This window comes from Cytobacillus oceanisediminis 2691, assembly GCF_000294775.2.
Taxonomy (GTDB): Bacteria; Bacillota; Bacilli; order Bacillales; family Cytobacillaceae; genus Cytobacillus; species Cytobacillus pseudoceanisediminis.
Genome location: NZ_CP015506.1, coordinates 3,362,299 through 3,377,156, shown reverse-complemented (window position 1 = coordinate 3,377,156; position 14,858 = coordinate 3,362,299). Strand labels below are relative to the sequence as shown.

Below are 14,858 nucleotides of genomic sequence, written 5' to 3'. Positions count from 1 at the left end.
CATAGGGAAGTGACCAATATAGTGGAATCCAAATAAAAGATATTACTGTCAATAATTTACAGAATATTAAGAAAAAATAAAGGGGGCAGTCGATGGGCTGGTATTTTGGATACATTTTGGCGTATTTCATATTCATGTTTGCAATTGGAATCTATTATTTTACAAAAATAAAAACCTCAGACAGTTATTTAATTGCAGGCTGGAATATGGGTTTTTGGAATATTGTCGGCACAATCATCAGCACGAATTGCGGCGCTGCTGTTTTTATTGGCTGGATTGGAATGGGATTCACAATGGGCGTATCGGGATTTTTTAAATTTGCTTTACCAGCCATGCTTGTCAGTATGCTCTTGATCTTCTTCTTTAGCCGTCCATTAAGAAGACAGAGATTATATACACTGGCGGACCTATTTAGTGAAAGATTTGGATCAAAAACCGGTATCATTCCATCAGTGTTATCTGCTTTCATTTACTCAGTACCCACTACTGCCCTGCAGATTGTAGGGATGAGTACCGTATTCAGCATTGCTTTTAATATGAATGTGAAAACTGGAATTGTGCTGTCTTTTATTTTGATTCTCGGCTTTACGATTTTGGGCGGCTTAGTAGCGACAATTGTAACGGATGCCATTCAAAGCGTAATTCTGATTGCAGGGATTGTTATGCTTGCATATGCCGCCTTGCAATTTGGCGGAGGAATGGAACACATTCTCAGTAACACGCCGAGAGATTTTTTGACTCCGCTTGGTGCGAATGGCCTTGGGGATGTACTGCTTTTTGCTCTTTCTGTGGCTCCGTTCTACTTGGTCTGGCAATCTACATGGCAGCGGATCTTTGCTTCTAAGACAGAAGATATCGCCATTAAAGCAGGCTTAACCGGTTATGCCATTACTTTATGTATTTCTGTGCTTCCTTATAGTATAGGAATTATGGCAAGGCAATTTGTGCCAGCCGATATTCACCCAGATTTAATTTTCTCCTATGTAACCGTGGAAATGCTTCCTCCGTATATTGGCGGCATTATTCTGATCGGACTCCTATCAGCACTTATGACAGGTGCAGACTCCTTCATTTTACAGGGAAGCTCTAATATTACTCAGGATTTGTATCACCGGCTATTAAATCCCAATGCAACAGAAAAGCAAATGATGTTTGTTTCCCGCTTGAGTGTAGTGATTATATCGGTATTATCACTGGCAGTTGCCTTTGCATTAACAGATATAGTCAGTATGTATCAATGGGCACTCAGGCTGTCAGCAACCACTCTGGTGTTTCCGTTTCTGGCTATTATGTTTTGGAAAAGGACAACCAACACCGCTGTCATTTCCAGCATGCTTCTTGCTTGTTTCACGACCATTCTATGGCCTCTTCTCCATACAGGAATAGATCAGACCATACCTGGCTTTATCATCTCTTTTTGTTCGCTTGTCATAATTAGTCTCTGGACAAAACATTCATCATCAGAAAATGTAATAGCTGTTTACTGGGAAGACCTTCCTTCAGCAAATAGAAAGATAGACGCTATCGATTCAGCAGAAAACAAAGCTGTCTAAATAAGGAGGGATAAGGGTGAGTATCCTTATCATAAAAAATGCAAATATCATCACGCTTGATCCACATAATACTAAGGCAAAATCACTGCTTGTCAGAAATGGCATCATCGAAAAAATTTGGAATAAAAACGAGCCGCATCGTACGGAAGTTCCAGACGGTCCTGATATTGAGATCCTGGATTTAAAAGGGGCTGCGCTGCTTCCTGGTTTTATAGACACTCATAGTCATTTATTAATGTACGGCCAAATGCTGAATTATGTTGATTGCAGATCCCCACGGAATAAAATCTCAGGGGATCACCACATGTACAGATGCCGGTGTGGGCCTTGACAGAGGAATAGAGGAATTAAATGCGCATATAGCGGCCATTAATTCAGGAAAGAATCCGATGAATATGCGGCTAATGATCTTGCATCATCTTTTAAGAGAGGGAAGTGCTTTTTCCGGTTATACTGCAGATCAGCTGGATCTTGAATTAAAAAGACGCACTAAAAACAGAGCTTCACTGGATAGTGCCAAATTATTTCAGGATGGATCCATCCAGGGACTTACAGGTGCACTCCGCAAACCCTATCATTGTGATGAATCTGTATATGGTGAGCTGCTGCATGATCAAAACAAATTTGCAGAAGAAATGCTGGATCTCCATAAGAGAGGATTTAGGATTGCGATTCATGGAAATGGAGATCGGGCAATCGGATCTATCCTTGAGGCTTTCGATTATGTTTTGTCAAAAAGTCCGATGGAAGACCACAGGCATCGGATTGAACATGTACAGACTGCCGGCAGTGAAGACCTTGATGCCATGCAAAGATTAGGTGTAGCAGCTTCGTTTTTCATCAATCATGTTTACTATTGGGGAGATCGGCACCGCAGAATATTCCTGGGTGAAAAGAGAGCGGCTAGAATTAATCCTTTGGCTGATGCGGTTGACCGCAATTTGCTGTTCACACTGCATTCTGATTGTCCTATTACCCCAATTTCGCCCCTGTTTTCCATATGGGCGGCTGTGAACCGCATCACTTTAGAAGGTGAAGTGCTTGGAGATGATCAAAAAATTGATGTTCTGGAAGCTTTAAAAGCGATGACATCTTACGGGGCAGCTCTGAACTTTGAAGAAGATTCTGCTGGCACCATTGAAAAAGGAAAAAGAGGAGATTTTGTTGTCCTGGAGGCCGATCCTCTAACTTGTCCAGCAATGGAATTAAAAGATATTCCTATCTTGGCGACGATTATTTCCGGTAAGGTTGTGTGGGAGAATACAGAAAAAGCTTATATTCATTCATAGATAACCACTATTGAAAAACTCCTTAATACTGAAGCAAAAGCCAGGGGTCAGCTTTTGCTCCGTTTAAGGATGAGGCATTAGCTCAACAAGATTACGCAGTCCTTAATAGATTTGAGAGAAGCCTTAATAATGGAGGGGAAAACATGGAAGAAAGGGTACAGCTGGAAAAAACGTTTAAGCCGCAATGGGTGTGGGCTATCGCGCTTGGTTCTGCCATTGGCTGGGGAGCATTTATTCTGCCAACTGAATGGATGGGGAAAGCAGGGCCGATTGGTGCGGTGATCGGGTTAACCATTGGTGCTTTATTAATGATGGTGATTGCTGTCAGTTATGGGGTTTTAATTGAAAAGTATCCTGTTTCCGGCGGAGAATTTGCTTATGCATATATCGGGTTTGGGAGGAATCATGCTTTTATTTGCGGATGGTTTCTGACTCTTGGCTATATTTGTATTGTCGCCCTGAATGCATCTGCATTGGCCTTGCTCGGAAAGTTTATGCTTCCCTCGTTTACAAATATCGGTTTGTTATATGAAATAGGCGGCTGGCAGGTTTATCTGGGTGAAGTAGCAATAGCGACAGCAGCACTCCTGATCTTTGCCTATTTTAATATAAAGGGTGCTTCCATATCTGGTAAACTCCAATATATATTCTGTATTATCCTTGTTGCCGGTGTGTTTCTGCTTACCTTAAGTATGTTATTAAGTCCATCTTCAGATCTGTCAAATCTTCAGCCTTTTTTTAAGCCCGAGATTCCTGCCCTAACTGGAATCATCGCAATCATCGCTATTGCTCCATGGGCATACGTTGGTTTTGATAACATTCCGCAGGCGGCTGAAGAGTTTAATTTTCCTCCTAAGAAGGCATTCATGCTTATCATATATTCGTTAATTGTAGCCTGTATCTTATACTCCTTTATGATTATTGCAACAGCAGTGGCAATGCCATGGCAAAACCTTGTTGCCGGAAAGCCGATTTGGGGGACAGGTGATGTCATCTCTGATACTTTAGGTGCCTTCGGAGTGCTTCTGCTCGCAATCTCCCTTTGTATGGGTGTATTCACAGGGCTTAACGGATTCTATGTATCTTCCAGCCGTTTATTGTTTGCGATGGGGAGAGCTAAAGTAGTTCCTAAAGTATTTTCCAGGCTTCATCCGAAGCATGGCACCCCATATGCAGGAGTTCTGTTCACATGTGCCGTGTGTCTGTTTGCCCCATGGTTTGGGCGTCCCGTCCTATTATGGATTGTTGACATGTCAGCAACAGGAGTAACCATTGCCTACTTTTATACTTGTTTCACAGCCTATAAGCTATTCAGCTGGACAGAAGCAGCCGATGGAAAAATGGTCTCACCCGGCAAAAAACTGGTTGCTCTGATAGGTGCACTAAGCGGTCTTTCATTTCTTGGATTGCTGCTCATTCCTGGGTCTCCATCAGCACTTGGAGCACCTTCACTGATCGCCTTACTTGTTTGGACAGTATTAGGATTAGCTTTCTATCTATATAAAAGGAAAGAATATAATCAAATACCTAAAAGTACACTTGATTATTATATTTTAGGGAGTACAGAGAAAATTGGGAAGGAGGATAAGACTGACACTGATACCCAGGTTAGTATCAAAATAGATGCTTAAGTGCTTAAGGTCAGCCGCTGATAAATCTATTAAACTGCCGTAAATTGGTCTGTCAATTAACAGGGTATGAAGTTTTGGGCAAGAGCTGGATTCCAATTCTAGTGCGAAGACGGGCGGATTAAGACAGGAGAGACCGGAAATAGCCTGTTTGTGTCCGAAGACGGGGCAGGTTCAGACAGGAAGAACGAGAAATAACCTGTTTGTGTCCGAAGACGGGGCAGGTTCAGACAGGAAGAACGAGAAATAGACTGTTTGTGTCCGAAGACGGGGCAGGTTCAGACAGGAAGAACGAGAAATAGACTGTTTGTGTCCGAAGACGGGGCAGGTTCAGACAGGAAGAACGAGAAATAGACTGCTTTTGTCCGAAGAAGAGGCAGGTTCAGACAAGGAGAACCGGAAATAGCCTGTTTGTGTCCGAAGACGGGGAAGGTTCAGACAGGAAGAACGAGAAATAGCCTGCTTTTGTCCGAAGAAGGGGCGAGTTCAGACAGGAAGAACCGGAAATAATCTGTTTGTGTCCGAAGAAAGAACAAGTTCATACAGGAATAAGTATAGCCCCAATCATTAAGTGATTGGGGCAAATTGTTATTTATAAAGTTTAATCACAAAAACTTAACTACCCAGCCTGCAGCTCTACTATAATCCTGCCAATGTCTTTATTGTCTTGATGATATAAATTCCATCAGCTTCCTGCTGGTATGTTTCAGGGCTTCCTCATGATAGATCATGTAAAAGTCCCGCTGCATTGTAATTCCGTCTATATTTAATTGCTTTAAAGTACCGAGCCGAAGTTCTTTTTTTACAGCAGATTTTGAGATGATGGAAATTCCTAATCCTGCTTCTACACAGGATTTTATGGCTTCGGTGTGTTTCAGTTCCATAATGACATTCAATTTAGATGCATCTACATGGCATCTTCTAAAGGAATCCTCCATCACTTGCCTTGTTCCTGATCCTTTTTCACGGATAATAATAGGAACTGAGAGCAGCTCCTCGATGGTTATATTGTCCGTCTTAATGAATTTATTTTCAGGAGAGGCTATGATAATCAACTCATCTTTGGCAAATGGAACTTGTTTAAAGGCTGGGTAGGAGAGCATGGATTCAATGAATCCTAAATTGATTTCATGATTTAACAGCTTCTCAACGATATGCCTGGAGTTGTATACATTTAAATGCAGGCTGACTTTTGGATAAAGACTCGAAAAGTCGGCTAATAAAAAGGGGAGGACATGCTCCCCGATGGTTAAGCTGGCTCCGACCTTTAAGTCCCCATGTACACTTCCCTTTAGTTCTTCAAGTTCATTTTCAGTTTCATTCATTAAAGCTATCAGCTTTTTGACTTTATGATAAAGGATTTCGCCTGCAGGAGTCAGCGAGATTTTTTTGGTTGTCCGTTCAAAGAGCTGACAATCCCACTGTTCTTCGAGTTGTTTGATTTGAAGGCTGACACTTGATTGAGAGAGGTGAAGATCCTTCGCAGTCTGGGAAAAGCTTTTATTATTTGCGGTGACATAAAATACTTTCAAATAGTCGAGGTTCATAAGTATTCTCCTTCAATCCTGTAACTTCCCTCTCTATTGTAATCGATAGAGGGACATTTAAAAAATTTTATATAGCAGGAGCAGCAGAGGGGTTATGGCAAGAAGACCCAGAAAGCCTGCTATGGCAACAGCCACTGGTTTAAAGCCTACTTTCACGAAGTCTTTCCATTTAATATTAAGCCCAAGCCCTGCCATTCCCATTGCGAGGAGGTAGGTGCTAAGCAATAAGAAGATGCTGATGATGCTGCCGGGGATGGAGAAAAGAGTATTGATCAGGCTGGTAAGCAGAAATCCAAAAATAAACCATGGGATTGGCAGCTTCCCTATATTCCGGCTTTTGCCGGTGTTTTTTCTGCTGTAAACAAAACTGATAATAAGGGCAACTGGTATCAGCAATAAGACTCTTCCGAGTTTAACCAGTATGGCAGAGTCACTGCTGGCATCTCCGCCTGGAACACCTGCCGCCACTACATGGGCAAGTTCGTGCAGTGTTGCGCCGGCTAATACACCATATTCCTGCTCGCTAATAGGCAGCAAGGGAAATAAAACAATATACAAAATGGCCCCAATGGTTCCTAAAACCGCTATGCATGAAACTGCAACTGCGGTTTGCTCTTCCTTACTTTTGACAATAGGCGCAATCGCAATAATGGCTGCCGCTCCGCAAATAGCAGTACCTGCAGCAAGCAAAGCTGACAATTTCTTATTGATTCTGAACGCTTTGCCCAAAAGCAGGATGAAACTCATGGTAAAGACGATGACCACAACATCGATGATCATGATTGAAAAACCTGCTGATATAATTTCCTGCAAATTCAGCCTAAAGCCCAGTAAAATAATCCCTGCACGAAGCAGTACCTTGCTTGAAAACTGAATACCTGAATGAGCGTCCGCAGGTACAGATAGCGTATTTCCCCAAATGCCTCCCATCAGAATGGAGAGGATCATGATTCCGAGAATGGAGAAAAAGGGAAGATTGGCAATTTGGCCAGCCAGAACCGCAAGGATGAGGGTCAGCAATAATCCTTTCGCAAACCCGATAGCCTTTTGTTTTTTTTTAGGTTCTTCTATTACATATTCTTGAATTTTTTGTGCTTCCACAGAAAGTTCCCCTTTCGTTCATTTGATACCTTAACCGTATCATAGGAAAGGAAAACCGCTTCACCGATTGTTTAATAAGGCTTATTGGATTTCTTAATGATTCAAAATGGTATCGCTTAAGCCCCTTTTTGCTGCAAAATCATGACTTCCTCTTCTTTTTCTTTCATTGATAGGAAAAGTACTCCAGCAATGATGAAAACACCGCCGAGCAGTTGATAGCTTCCGAAGGTTTCTTTTAGCCACAGGAAGGATATCAAAGCTGCCACAAGCGGCTCAATACTGGATAAAAGACTGGTTTCTGTGGGGGAAAGATACTTCAGACTTCCTATATAGAACAAAAAGGAGAGGGTGCTGATCACAATAATGGCAATCAACATAGATAATGTACCAATATTAAGGGCAACTGCCATGCTGGCAAAGCTGAATGATGGCATCAGTAAATATAGGACGATTCCGCCAAGCAGCATTCCCCAGCCTATGATTGTCATCGTTCCCCAGGTCTTAATGAGGGAAACAGGCTGCAATGTATAAAAGGCAAATCCCAGCGCAGTTAAAAATCCGATCCATAAAGCCTTATCTGTCAAGAGAATTTGGTCCAGAGATCCATTGGTAATAAGCAGAAAAATTCCTGATAAAGCGGTGACAATGGCCAGCAAATGGGTCTTGGATGGCCATCTTCTGGACTCGATTGCCACATAAATCGTGATCAGCACCGGACCAGCAAATTGAAACAGGGTGGCTGTAACGGCATTGCTCACCTGAATGGTTTCAATAAAAGCATATTGCCCTCCAAGCATCCCCAAAACAGCAAAAAGAAGTAGCTGTATCCAGTGGCGGGGATGTTTCCATATCGCAAATACATTTACTTTTCGGCATGATAAGAAAATGAGCGTGAAAATGCCTGCCGCAATCAATCTGATAACTAAATAATCGCTTGATGATAAGTGGGTCTCCTGAAAAAACCACTGGAGCATTGGACCAGATAATCCCCACAAAGAAGCACCGCTTATAATCATGGCCAGTCCCAGCCTGCGTGAATTGCTCATGTTGTATGTCTCCTTACTATATATGTAATTATCATGTATTATAGATAATAACTGGTGTTGTTAGAAGGGTCAGATTTTTATTATAGAAGGGGGCCAGATTAATGTCCGAGTTAACGCCAAATCTAAACTTTACAAGCGGTGAGCCACTATATGTGCAATTATATAAATATATTAAAAACGAAATTAAGACAGGCAATCTGGCGGTAAATGCAAAGCTCCCATCCAAAAGGAAATTTGCCCGTTATCTTCAGGTTAGTGAGAATACAATTGAATCTGCATATGAACAGCTTATGGCTGAAGGATACATCGAATCGAAGGCACGCAAAGGATATTTTGTGTGTGAAGTTGAACAATATCATTTTGCTTCAGAAAATGAAGAGCCTCTCGCTGAAGAAAAGCAGCATATAGAGGGTAAGTTCATGTATCATTTTACTCATTCCGGGGTGGATATCAGGACGTTCCCATTTTCTGTGTTCCGGAAATTAACAAATCAAGTCCTGACAAGGGATAATGGCGAGGTTCTAATGCTTGGCCATCCTCAAGGCGAGCAGGAGCTGCGGAACCAGATCGCGAAGTATCTCTATAAATCCAGGGGTGTAAATTGTTCCCCAAGCCATATCATTCTTGGATCTGGAACACAATATTTAATGAAAACGTTATTACAGCTGCTGGATGGAAGTACTTTTGCTGTTGAAAATCCGGGATATCACCGCAAGCTCATCATCTTTGAAAAAGGAATGGACAATGTGAGGGACATTCCTCTCGATCAAGATGGACTTGTTTTATCAAAGCTGAAAAAGTCAGGAGCAAACATCGTCTTTGTCACTCCATCTCACCAATTCCCTTGCGGAATGATTATGCCTATTGCCAGAAGGATGCAGCTTTTAAAATGGGCAAAGGAAAAACCTGGACGTTATATCATTGAAGATGACTATGACAGTGAATTCCGCTACACGGGCAAGCCGATTCCTGCCCTGCAGGGATTGGATAAGGATGAAAAAGTAATTTATATGGGCACATTCTCGAAAGCCCTGCTTCCCTCTCTAAGGATTAGTTATATGGTCCTTCCAAGACCTTTGCTGAAGATTTATCAGGAAGATTATTTCTTTTATGCGCAAACTGTTTCCCGGACAGATCAGGAGATTTTAATAAAATTTCTTCAGGAGGACTACTGGGATAAGCATATCCAGAAAATGAGGGTCGTTTATCGAAAGAAAAGAGATATCCTAATTGCTGCCATATCGAAGTATTTTCCACCAGGTTCTGAAGTAATCGGACAGGACTCAGGTTTGCACATATTACTTCGGCCGAATAATGAAATGAATGAACAACAGCTGATCAGGAAAGCCTTAGAGGCAGGAATAAAAATTTATCCTGTATCTCAATTTGGAGAAAATGACGGTCACACTGTATTGCTTGGTTTTGCCTTACTATCTGAAGAAGAGTTATTTGAAGCTATAAGGGTATTGGCCAGGGCATGGTTTGAATTGTAAAACCTGAAAAATGGTGATTTAGCATTCGTAGATTATCAAAACCCATAATGTGGAGAACAGTTGCAGGATTTTTAAAGTAGTTATTAATGCTCATTTTACCAAGTAAAGCGAACTGTTTGTCCATTCAGTACGTTTCCATTTATAACAGGCTTAGCCTGAAAAATTAGATGGAGGTTTTCTTGAATGAAAAAGTTTTCTTTCCTGATGGTTTGTCTATTTGTTATGGCAGGTGCAGCGGGTTTTACGGCATTTTCGAATTCCGCAGAGCCGGCAAATTCTTCAGTTGAAGCCGCACAGACTGAAGCTGTTCAAGTTTATGGTCCAGGTGGTCCTTTGGGCCCGATAAAGGAGGCTGCAGAAAAGTTTTCAGCTGAAACAGGTATCAGGGTGAACGTAACGGCTGGACCGGAATCCAATTGGATTCAGCAGGCAAAGGAGGATGCTGACCTGATTTACGGAGGTTCAGAGTATATGATGCAAAGCTTTGTTTTTAACCACCCTGGAATGATAGACGAAAAATCACGAACAGAGCTGTATACTCGTGCTGCTGGCATTCTGGTAAGAAAAGGAAATCCCAAAAAAATAGAATCCCTAGAGGATTTAACAAAGCCAGGAGTTAAAATAGTGGATGTTAACGGTGCAGGCCAGCTTGGTCTTTGGGAAGACCTGGCAGGAAGAAAGGGCCTGATCGCTGGTTTAAATCAAAACAAGGATATTTCAGTCAAAACCAGTGCTGAAGCCATTGATCTTTGGAAGACTAATTCAAAGCTGGATGCATGGATCACATATGAGTCCTGGCATTATCGCTTGAAAGAGGAAACAGAATTAATCCAAATGCCGGAAGATGAAAAGATTTACAGAGGAACACCTATTGCTATTGCCAAAGCTTCGCAGCATAAAAAAGAGGCTAAAAAATTCATAGAGTATCTGCAAACGGAATCAGCCCATAAGATTTTTCAAAAATGGGGATGGAACTAAGTGAGTAAGCTGCTATTAAACATGCCTATTTTTCTATCGAAAAACAACAGGCTGTGACCTCTTATCAAGTTTGATATGAATACAAGAGGGAATGAAATGGGCGAGGAGGGATCAAATGAAAAAAATACTTTCATTTATATCCATTTTGGTGATTATTATATTGGCAGCGGGCTGCAGTTCCAATGGAGAGAATGAGAAGCAGGAAAATGCAAACAGCGAAAAAGCAAACAACGCAGACGGACAAATGGCTGATGAGCTTTTAAATGGCAGTGATGAGGTAATGGCGGTTCTGGATGATTTACAAGCTAATTTGGAAAATAAGGCGGAAAACTCGGAACTGATACAAAAAAAGGGCAAAGACCTTGAGGAAAACTGGGATGAGATTGAGAAGAAAGTGGAGGAGAATTTTCCAGAAGACTACGAAAGTATTGAAAAGAGCTTATATCCGCTAATTAGTGAATCTCAGAAAGATCAGGGTGACTCAGCAAAAATGAAAGATCTGGTTACCGAAACAAAGGAAAAATTAGAGTCATTTAATGAGAAATTAGCTGAAAAATAATGAGTTTAAACCTGCCCTAAATTTTATTGGGCAGGTTTATTTCATTATATTAGGTTCCCAGCACTTTTTGTCCTTGCGGCTGAGTGTTAAACGGATTAGGTTCCAATGTAATCCCAATATCTTCAAACGAATATTCTGGAGGCAGGCGGTAGGTGATAAGTCCGCTGCCGTTTTGATCAGGTATCAAAGTGCCAGCACTTTGCCGGTTTCCGTTTTTTAACAGCCATACTTGGTAAACCTCATTACCCTTCGTAATAGGCATATTATTCAAGGCAATGACAAGACTTGTTTCCGTACCTTCCTGAAGAAGGTATGCGCTGCCGGTTGCAGAAGCAGCTAAGCTTTGCCCTGTTAAGGAATAAGTCGTAACAATTTGTGTCGGATCAGCAGCTTTATTCTCTAATGACTTAATAGTATCTTTCAATTGAAGGCTGTTCCAATAAAACCCAATTAAACAAATGATTAAAATAGCTGTTACAGCAGTGGATAGGGGTGAGAAATGCCTTTTGGTAACTGATAAAATTCGTTCTTTAAAGCTAATCGGTTCGGCTTCTATTTTTTCTTCGTGTTTAAGAAATTTATTTTCTTCAAAGACAAAATCCATCACTTGTGACTTCAATGATTCCGGTACCTCTGTTTCTTCTACATCATAAGAAAGCATTTGCCATGTTTCTTGTATAGATTTCAGTTCCTGCTGGCATTTTGCGCATTTTAGCAGATGGTCTTCGAACTGTTTTTTATCTTGGTTATTAAGTTCATTTATAATATATAAAGATAAATTATCACATTTATTCTCCATGCCGAACACCTCCTATTTTCCCGCTGAAATTATTCCGCAGTTTCTTTAAGGCCTGATGCAGGCGGCTTTTAATCGTACCCAGCGGCTTTTGTTCAAGTTCTGCAATTTCACTTAAGGAGTACCCTTCCCAATATAATAAGTTGATCAGGCGCTGCTGAGGTTCAGAGAGATGTCGTTTTGCTTCTTGAATCTGCTGTTTTAGCTGATTTCTGGTAACTTGCTGCTGTACATCATCAGCTGGTAGACCTTGCATTTGCTGCCAGTCCTCAAGCTCCAATTGGACCGTTCCTTTATATTTTTGTTCTTTACGGATGAGATCTATGGAAATGTTTCGAGTTATGGTGAGAAGCCAGTTCACAAACTGTCCTTGGGATGCATTATAGGTGCTTTTTGTCGTCCAAAGCCGAAGGAACACCTGCTGAACAATTTCTTTCGTTTTTTCCGTATCGCCTTTGGTTATTTTTATGGAGAAGCTATAAATAAGCTTTACATATCGGTCATATAGCTCTTCAAGTGCTGGCCGATGATTTTGAACAATTAATTCTATTAGTTCTTCATCTGACTTAGACTTCATTGACGGAAATCGCTCCCTTGTTAAACGAAATTATTTAGTATAGATGTTAACATAGATTGACGGGAAAATTTGATGGGGGAGGAAAAAAAGAACTGCCGATAAACCAGGCAGTTCCTTCGGCAGTATCCATTATTGTGCAAATGATGTTTCGCTGTTAACAATAAACCAAACATCTTTGACGCCTTGTCCCTTTACATCACCAGATGCTCCGTCCTTTACGAAGTAGTAAAGCGGATAGCCCTTGTAGGTCGTTTGTTTCTCACCAGTGTCAGCGCGAGTAATCGTTCCGAAGTCTTCTTTATTAAATCCTTCCGGAACGGCAAAATCTTCATAGTAGAAAGCAGGCCAGTTTTCAAGGCAATCTCCACTGCAATTTGATGTATTTGGCTGATCTGTTGCAAAGAAGTAAAGTGCCATACCTTTAGCATCTGTAAGATATTTACCAATTTTTTTGTTTTCCATCAGTTGAAGTTTCGCATCCGATTCTGCAAGATCTTTTTCTGACTCGTTGTTAACCGCTGTTGTTGTTTCTTGTGCTTGTTCTTTTGTACCTGTGCTTTCTGGTTTTTCCTGAGAGCTGCATCCTGCAAAAAGTATGCCAGCTAAAAGAATTGTCCAAAAATAAATTTTTGTTTTCATGTTTAATCCCTCCGTTATTTTTTCTTATCAAATACAGGTAACGCAGGGGAGGGGTAAACGGTTTTAAACAAAATTAAAATTTTTTAAGATTCCTTAAAACAGGGCGGAATCAACAACGCGTATTGTGGCATTGATAAATTTAACAATTTTATATTTGTATATAACTTTCTAATCTGACTAGCCTGATTTGAGTGCGCTGATGAATCAGGGGAAATAATACTAATGAAACAGCAGCCGGTCTTATGTGAACCGGCTGCTGTTTTTTTGCATTATGCAATAGTTGATGCAGTTTTATCCTGTTTATTGTGCTTATCCTGCAAAACAAATTGATTACGCCCTGCCCCAATTCCGGAAATAGTAAAGATGGCAGTAATGGCCATAAGGAAGATAAGTGGAACGGTCCAGGAGTGAAACAGGTCATACAGTGAGCCGATGAGTATCGGTCCTGCCGCAGCAAGCAGGTAGCCGACCGATTGTGCCATTCCTGAAAGACTGGCTGCCTGTTTGGCATTTTCAGCACGAAGGCCGATCAGGGTTAAGGAATGACTGATTGCAGCCCCAAGACCAATCCCGAGGAGAACAATACTGATGTTAGAGATGATGGCATTGACATTCATCAGGAGTCCCGTTATGCCGGCAAAAGTGAAAATGCCGATGCCAAGAGCAATCCCCTTTTGGTTAGGCAGCCGATCGGCAAGAACCGGAATAATAAAATTAACAGGGAGTCCTGAAAACTGGAAAACTGTTACCATCCATCCAGCAGCAGCGATTTCCCGCCCCTGGCTATGAAGAATTTCGGGGAGCCAGGTGGTGGTGCTGAAATAGACCATTGATTGCAATCCCATAAACAGTGTGACCTGCCAGGCGATGGGTGAGGACCAGATAGAACCCTTTGGTGCAGAACCTTTAGGTGCTTCCGTTTTTTTCTTTCGCAATCTGATCTGAGGAAGCCAGACAATAATGGCGATAAGGATTAAGATGGTCCATACACCAAGTGAAAGCCTCCATCCCAGGCCAAGATCTTCTGCAATCGGGATACTGAATCCTGGCGCAAGCCCTGCACAAATCCCCATTGAAAATGTATAAATGCCTGTAAGCAGGCCAACCTTCTGAGGAAACTTTTCCTTGACCATTCCAGGAAGAAGCACATTGCAAAGACCTACGCCTAAACCTATTAAAATAGTTCCTATGTACAGAGGCGGAAGCATCCCTACAGAACGTGCAGCAATGCCGGATCCCAAAATAGTCAAACCCAATAGAATGCTCCATTCACTTCCAAGTTTTTGGGCAATCCTCGGAACAAAAGGAGAGAGCAGGGCGAAGGCAACGAGCGGAAGGGTAGTCAGAAGGCCTGCTGCACCATTGGAAATTCCCGTTTCATCCCGGATTGCTCCGATCAATGGCCCAACTGATGTTATCGCAGGGCGTAAATTAAAAGCAACAAAAATAATGCCGGCCATCAGGAAAAAGGTTTTTGAATCAAATTTTGCTGAACTTCTCAACTAAAGACACTCCTTAAAGGTATTTCGAAAATCCTTCGCGTAACGAAAAGACAATATTCAGAATAGTATAATTGCTTTTGAGCTAAAAGTACATAGCTTTTAAGCAAAATGGCAATATTTTTACAGTTTATTAGATGGGGATAAATCTGA

At 41.5% G+C, this 14,858-nt stretch carries 14 protein-coding genes; 7 read left to right on the top strand and 7 right to left on the bottom strand.

Annotated elements, in window-relative coordinates; genetic code table 11:
• Positions 1-92: 92 nt before the first annotated feature.
• The 4 genes from A361_RS16935 (at position 93) to A361_RS16925 (ending at position 4,473) form a co-directional block, all read left to right on the top strand.
• The gene (locus A361_RS16935; protein ID WP_019382714.1) at positions 93-1,553 is read left to right on the top strand and encodes a sodium:solute symporter family protein; all 1,461 of its coding nucleotides are present in this window, start codon (positions 93-95) and stop codon (positions 1,551-1,553) included.
• A gap of 16 nt (positions 1,554-1,569) precedes the next feature.
• On the top strand, positions 1,570-1,884 hold the full coding sequence (locus tag A361_RS30940; protein WP_019382715.1) for an amidohydrolase family protein: 315 nt from the start codon (positions 1,570-1,572) through the stop codon (positions 1,882-1,884).
• Complete coding sequence (locus tag A361_RS16930; RefSeq protein ID WP_236887899.1) at positions 1,811-2,842, top strand: amidohydrolase; 1,032 nt, start codon at positions 1,811-1,813, stop codon at positions 2,840-2,842. Before A361_RS30940 ends, A361_RS16930 begins: the two co-directional genes overlap by 74 nt.
• A gap of 143 nt (positions 2,843-2,985) precedes the next feature.
• Positions 2,986-4,473 (top strand): APC family permease, encoded by a 1,488-nt coding sequence (locus tag A361_RS16925; protein WP_019382717.1) that lies wholly within the window; start codon positions 2,986-2,988, stop codon positions 4,471-4,473.
• A 656-nt stretch (positions 4,474-5,129) separates the two neighbouring features.
• Here A361_RS16925 and A361_RS16920 read toward each other — a convergent pair.
• From A361_RS16920 to A361_RS16910, 3 genes are all read right to left on the bottom strand, one after another.
• Positions 5,130-6,017, bottom strand: a complete 888-nt coding sequence (locus A361_RS16920; RefSeq protein ID WP_019382365.1) for a selenium metabolism-associated LysR family transcriptional regulator — start codon at positions 6,015-6,017, stop codon at positions 5,130-5,132.
• A gap of 57 nt (positions 6,018-6,074) precedes the next feature.
• Positions 6,075-7,118, bottom strand: coding sequence for a YeiH family protein (locus A361_RS16915; RefSeq protein ID WP_019382364.1), 1,044 nt, complete (start codon positions 7,116-7,118; stop codon positions 6,075-6,077).
• A gap of 116 nt (positions 7,119-7,234) precedes the next feature.
• The gene (locus A361_RS16910; RefSeq protein WP_009333738.1) at positions 7,235-8,164 is read right to left on the bottom strand and encodes a DMT family transporter; all 930 of its coding nucleotides are present in this window, start codon (positions 8,162-8,164) and stop codon (positions 7,235-7,237) included.
• Positions 8,165-8,265: 101 nt separating this feature from the next.
• Here A361_RS16910 and A361_RS16905 point away from each other — a divergent pair, with 101 nt between their 5' ends.
• From A361_RS16905 to A361_RS16895, 3 genes are all read left to right on the top strand, one after another.
• Complete coding sequence (locus A361_RS16905; RefSeq protein ID WP_019382363.1) at positions 8,266-9,657, top strand: PLP-dependent aminotransferase family protein; 1,392 nt, start codon at positions 8,266-8,268, stop codon at positions 9,655-9,657.
• A gap of 183 nt (positions 9,658-9,840) precedes the next feature.
• On the top strand, positions 9,841-10,635 hold the full coding sequence (locus tag A361_RS16900; protein ID WP_019382362.1) for an extracellular solute-binding protein: 795 nt from the start codon (positions 9,841-9,843) through the stop codon (positions 10,633-10,635).
• Between the two features lie 115 nt (positions 10,636-10,750).
• Positions 10,751-11,194 (top strand): hypothetical protein, encoded by a 444-nt coding sequence (locus tag A361_RS16895; protein WP_019382361.1) that lies wholly within the window; start codon positions 10,751-10,753, stop codon positions 11,192-11,194.
• Between the two features lie 49 nt (positions 11,195-11,243).
• Here A361_RS16895 and A361_RS16890 read toward each other — a convergent pair whose 3' ends face one another.
• The 4 genes from A361_RS16890 to A361_RS16875 all read right to left on the bottom strand — a co-directional run bounded on the left by A361_RS16890 (position 11,244) and on the right by A361_RS16875 (position 14,666).
• Positions 11,244-11,993: an anti-sigma factor gene (locus A361_RS16890; protein WP_009333742.1), complete on the bottom strand. Its 750-nt coding sequence runs from the start codon at positions 11,991-11,993 to the stop codon at positions 11,244-11,246.
• Positions 11,983-12,567 carry an RNA polymerase sigma factor gene (locus A361_RS16885; protein ID WP_009333743.1) on the bottom strand — a complete coding sequence of 195 codons (585 nt, stop codon included), beginning with the start codon at positions 12,565-12,567 and terminating at the stop codon, positions 11,983-11,985. Before A361_RS16885 ends, A361_RS16890 begins: the two co-directional genes overlap by 11 nt.
• Before the next feature lie 129 nt (positions 12,568-12,696).
• Positions 12,697-13,206 (bottom strand): hypothetical protein, encoded by a 510-nt coding sequence (locus A361_RS16880; protein ID WP_019382360.1) that lies wholly within the window; start codon positions 13,204-13,206, stop codon positions 12,697-12,699.
• Positions 13,207-13,475: 269 nt separating this feature from the next.
• Positions 13,476-14,666, bottom strand: a complete 1,191-nt coding sequence (locus tag A361_RS16875) for a CynX/NimT family MFS transporter (protein WP_051005563.1) — start codon at positions 14,664-14,666, stop codon at positions 13,476-13,478.
• Between the last annotated feature and the right edge of the window lie 192 nt (positions 14,667-14,858).

Excerpts from the sequence above, each read along its gene's own strand:
- A361_RS16930 (WP_236887899.1), top strand. The coding sequence starts at position 1,811 with ATGTTGATTGCAGATCCCCACGGAATAAAATCTCAGGGGATCACCACA.
- A361_RS16890 (WP_009333742.1), bottom strand. The coding sequence starts at position 11,993 with ATGGAGAATAAATGTGATAATTTATCTTTATATATTATAAATGAACTT.
- A361_RS16880 (WP_019382360.1), bottom strand. The coding sequence starts at position 13,206 with ATGAAAACAAAAATTTATTTTTGGACAATTCTTTTAGCTGGCATACTT.
- A361_RS16875 (WP_051005563.1), bottom strand. The coding sequence starts at position 14,666 with ATGGCCGGCATTATTTTTGTTGCTTTTAATTTACGCCCTGCGATAACA.
- A361_RS16900 (WP_019382362.1), top strand. The coding sequence starts at position 9,841 with ATGAAAAAGTTTTCTTTCCTGATGGTTTGTCTATTTGTTATGGCAGGT.
- A361_RS16925 (WP_019382717.1), top strand. The coding sequence starts at position 2,986 with ATGGAAGAAAGGGTACAGCTGGAAAAAACGTTTAAGCCGCAATGGGTG.
- A361_RS16920 (WP_019382365.1), bottom strand. The coding sequence starts at position 6,017 with ATGAACCTCGACTATTTGAAAGTATTTTATGTCACCGCAAATAATAAA.
- A361_RS16910 (WP_009333738.1), bottom strand. The coding sequence starts at position 8,164 with ATGAGCAATTCACGCAGGCTGGGACTGGCCATGATTATAAGCGGTGCT.
- A361_RS16885 (WP_009333743.1), bottom strand. The coding sequence starts at position 12,567 with ATGAAGTCTAAGTCAGATGAAGAACTAATAGAATTAATTGTTCAAAAT.
- A361_RS16905 (WP_019382363.1), top strand. The coding sequence starts at position 8,266 with ATGTCCGAGTTAACGCCAAATCTAAACTTTACAAGCGGTGAGCCACTA.
- A361_RS16895 (WP_019382361.1), top strand. The coding sequence starts at position 10,751 with ATGAAAAAAATACTTTCATTTATATCCATTTTGGTGATTATTATATTG.
- A361_RS16935 (WP_019382714.1), top strand. The coding sequence starts at position 93 with ATGGGCTGGTATTTTGGATACATTTTGGCGTATTTCATATTCATGTTT.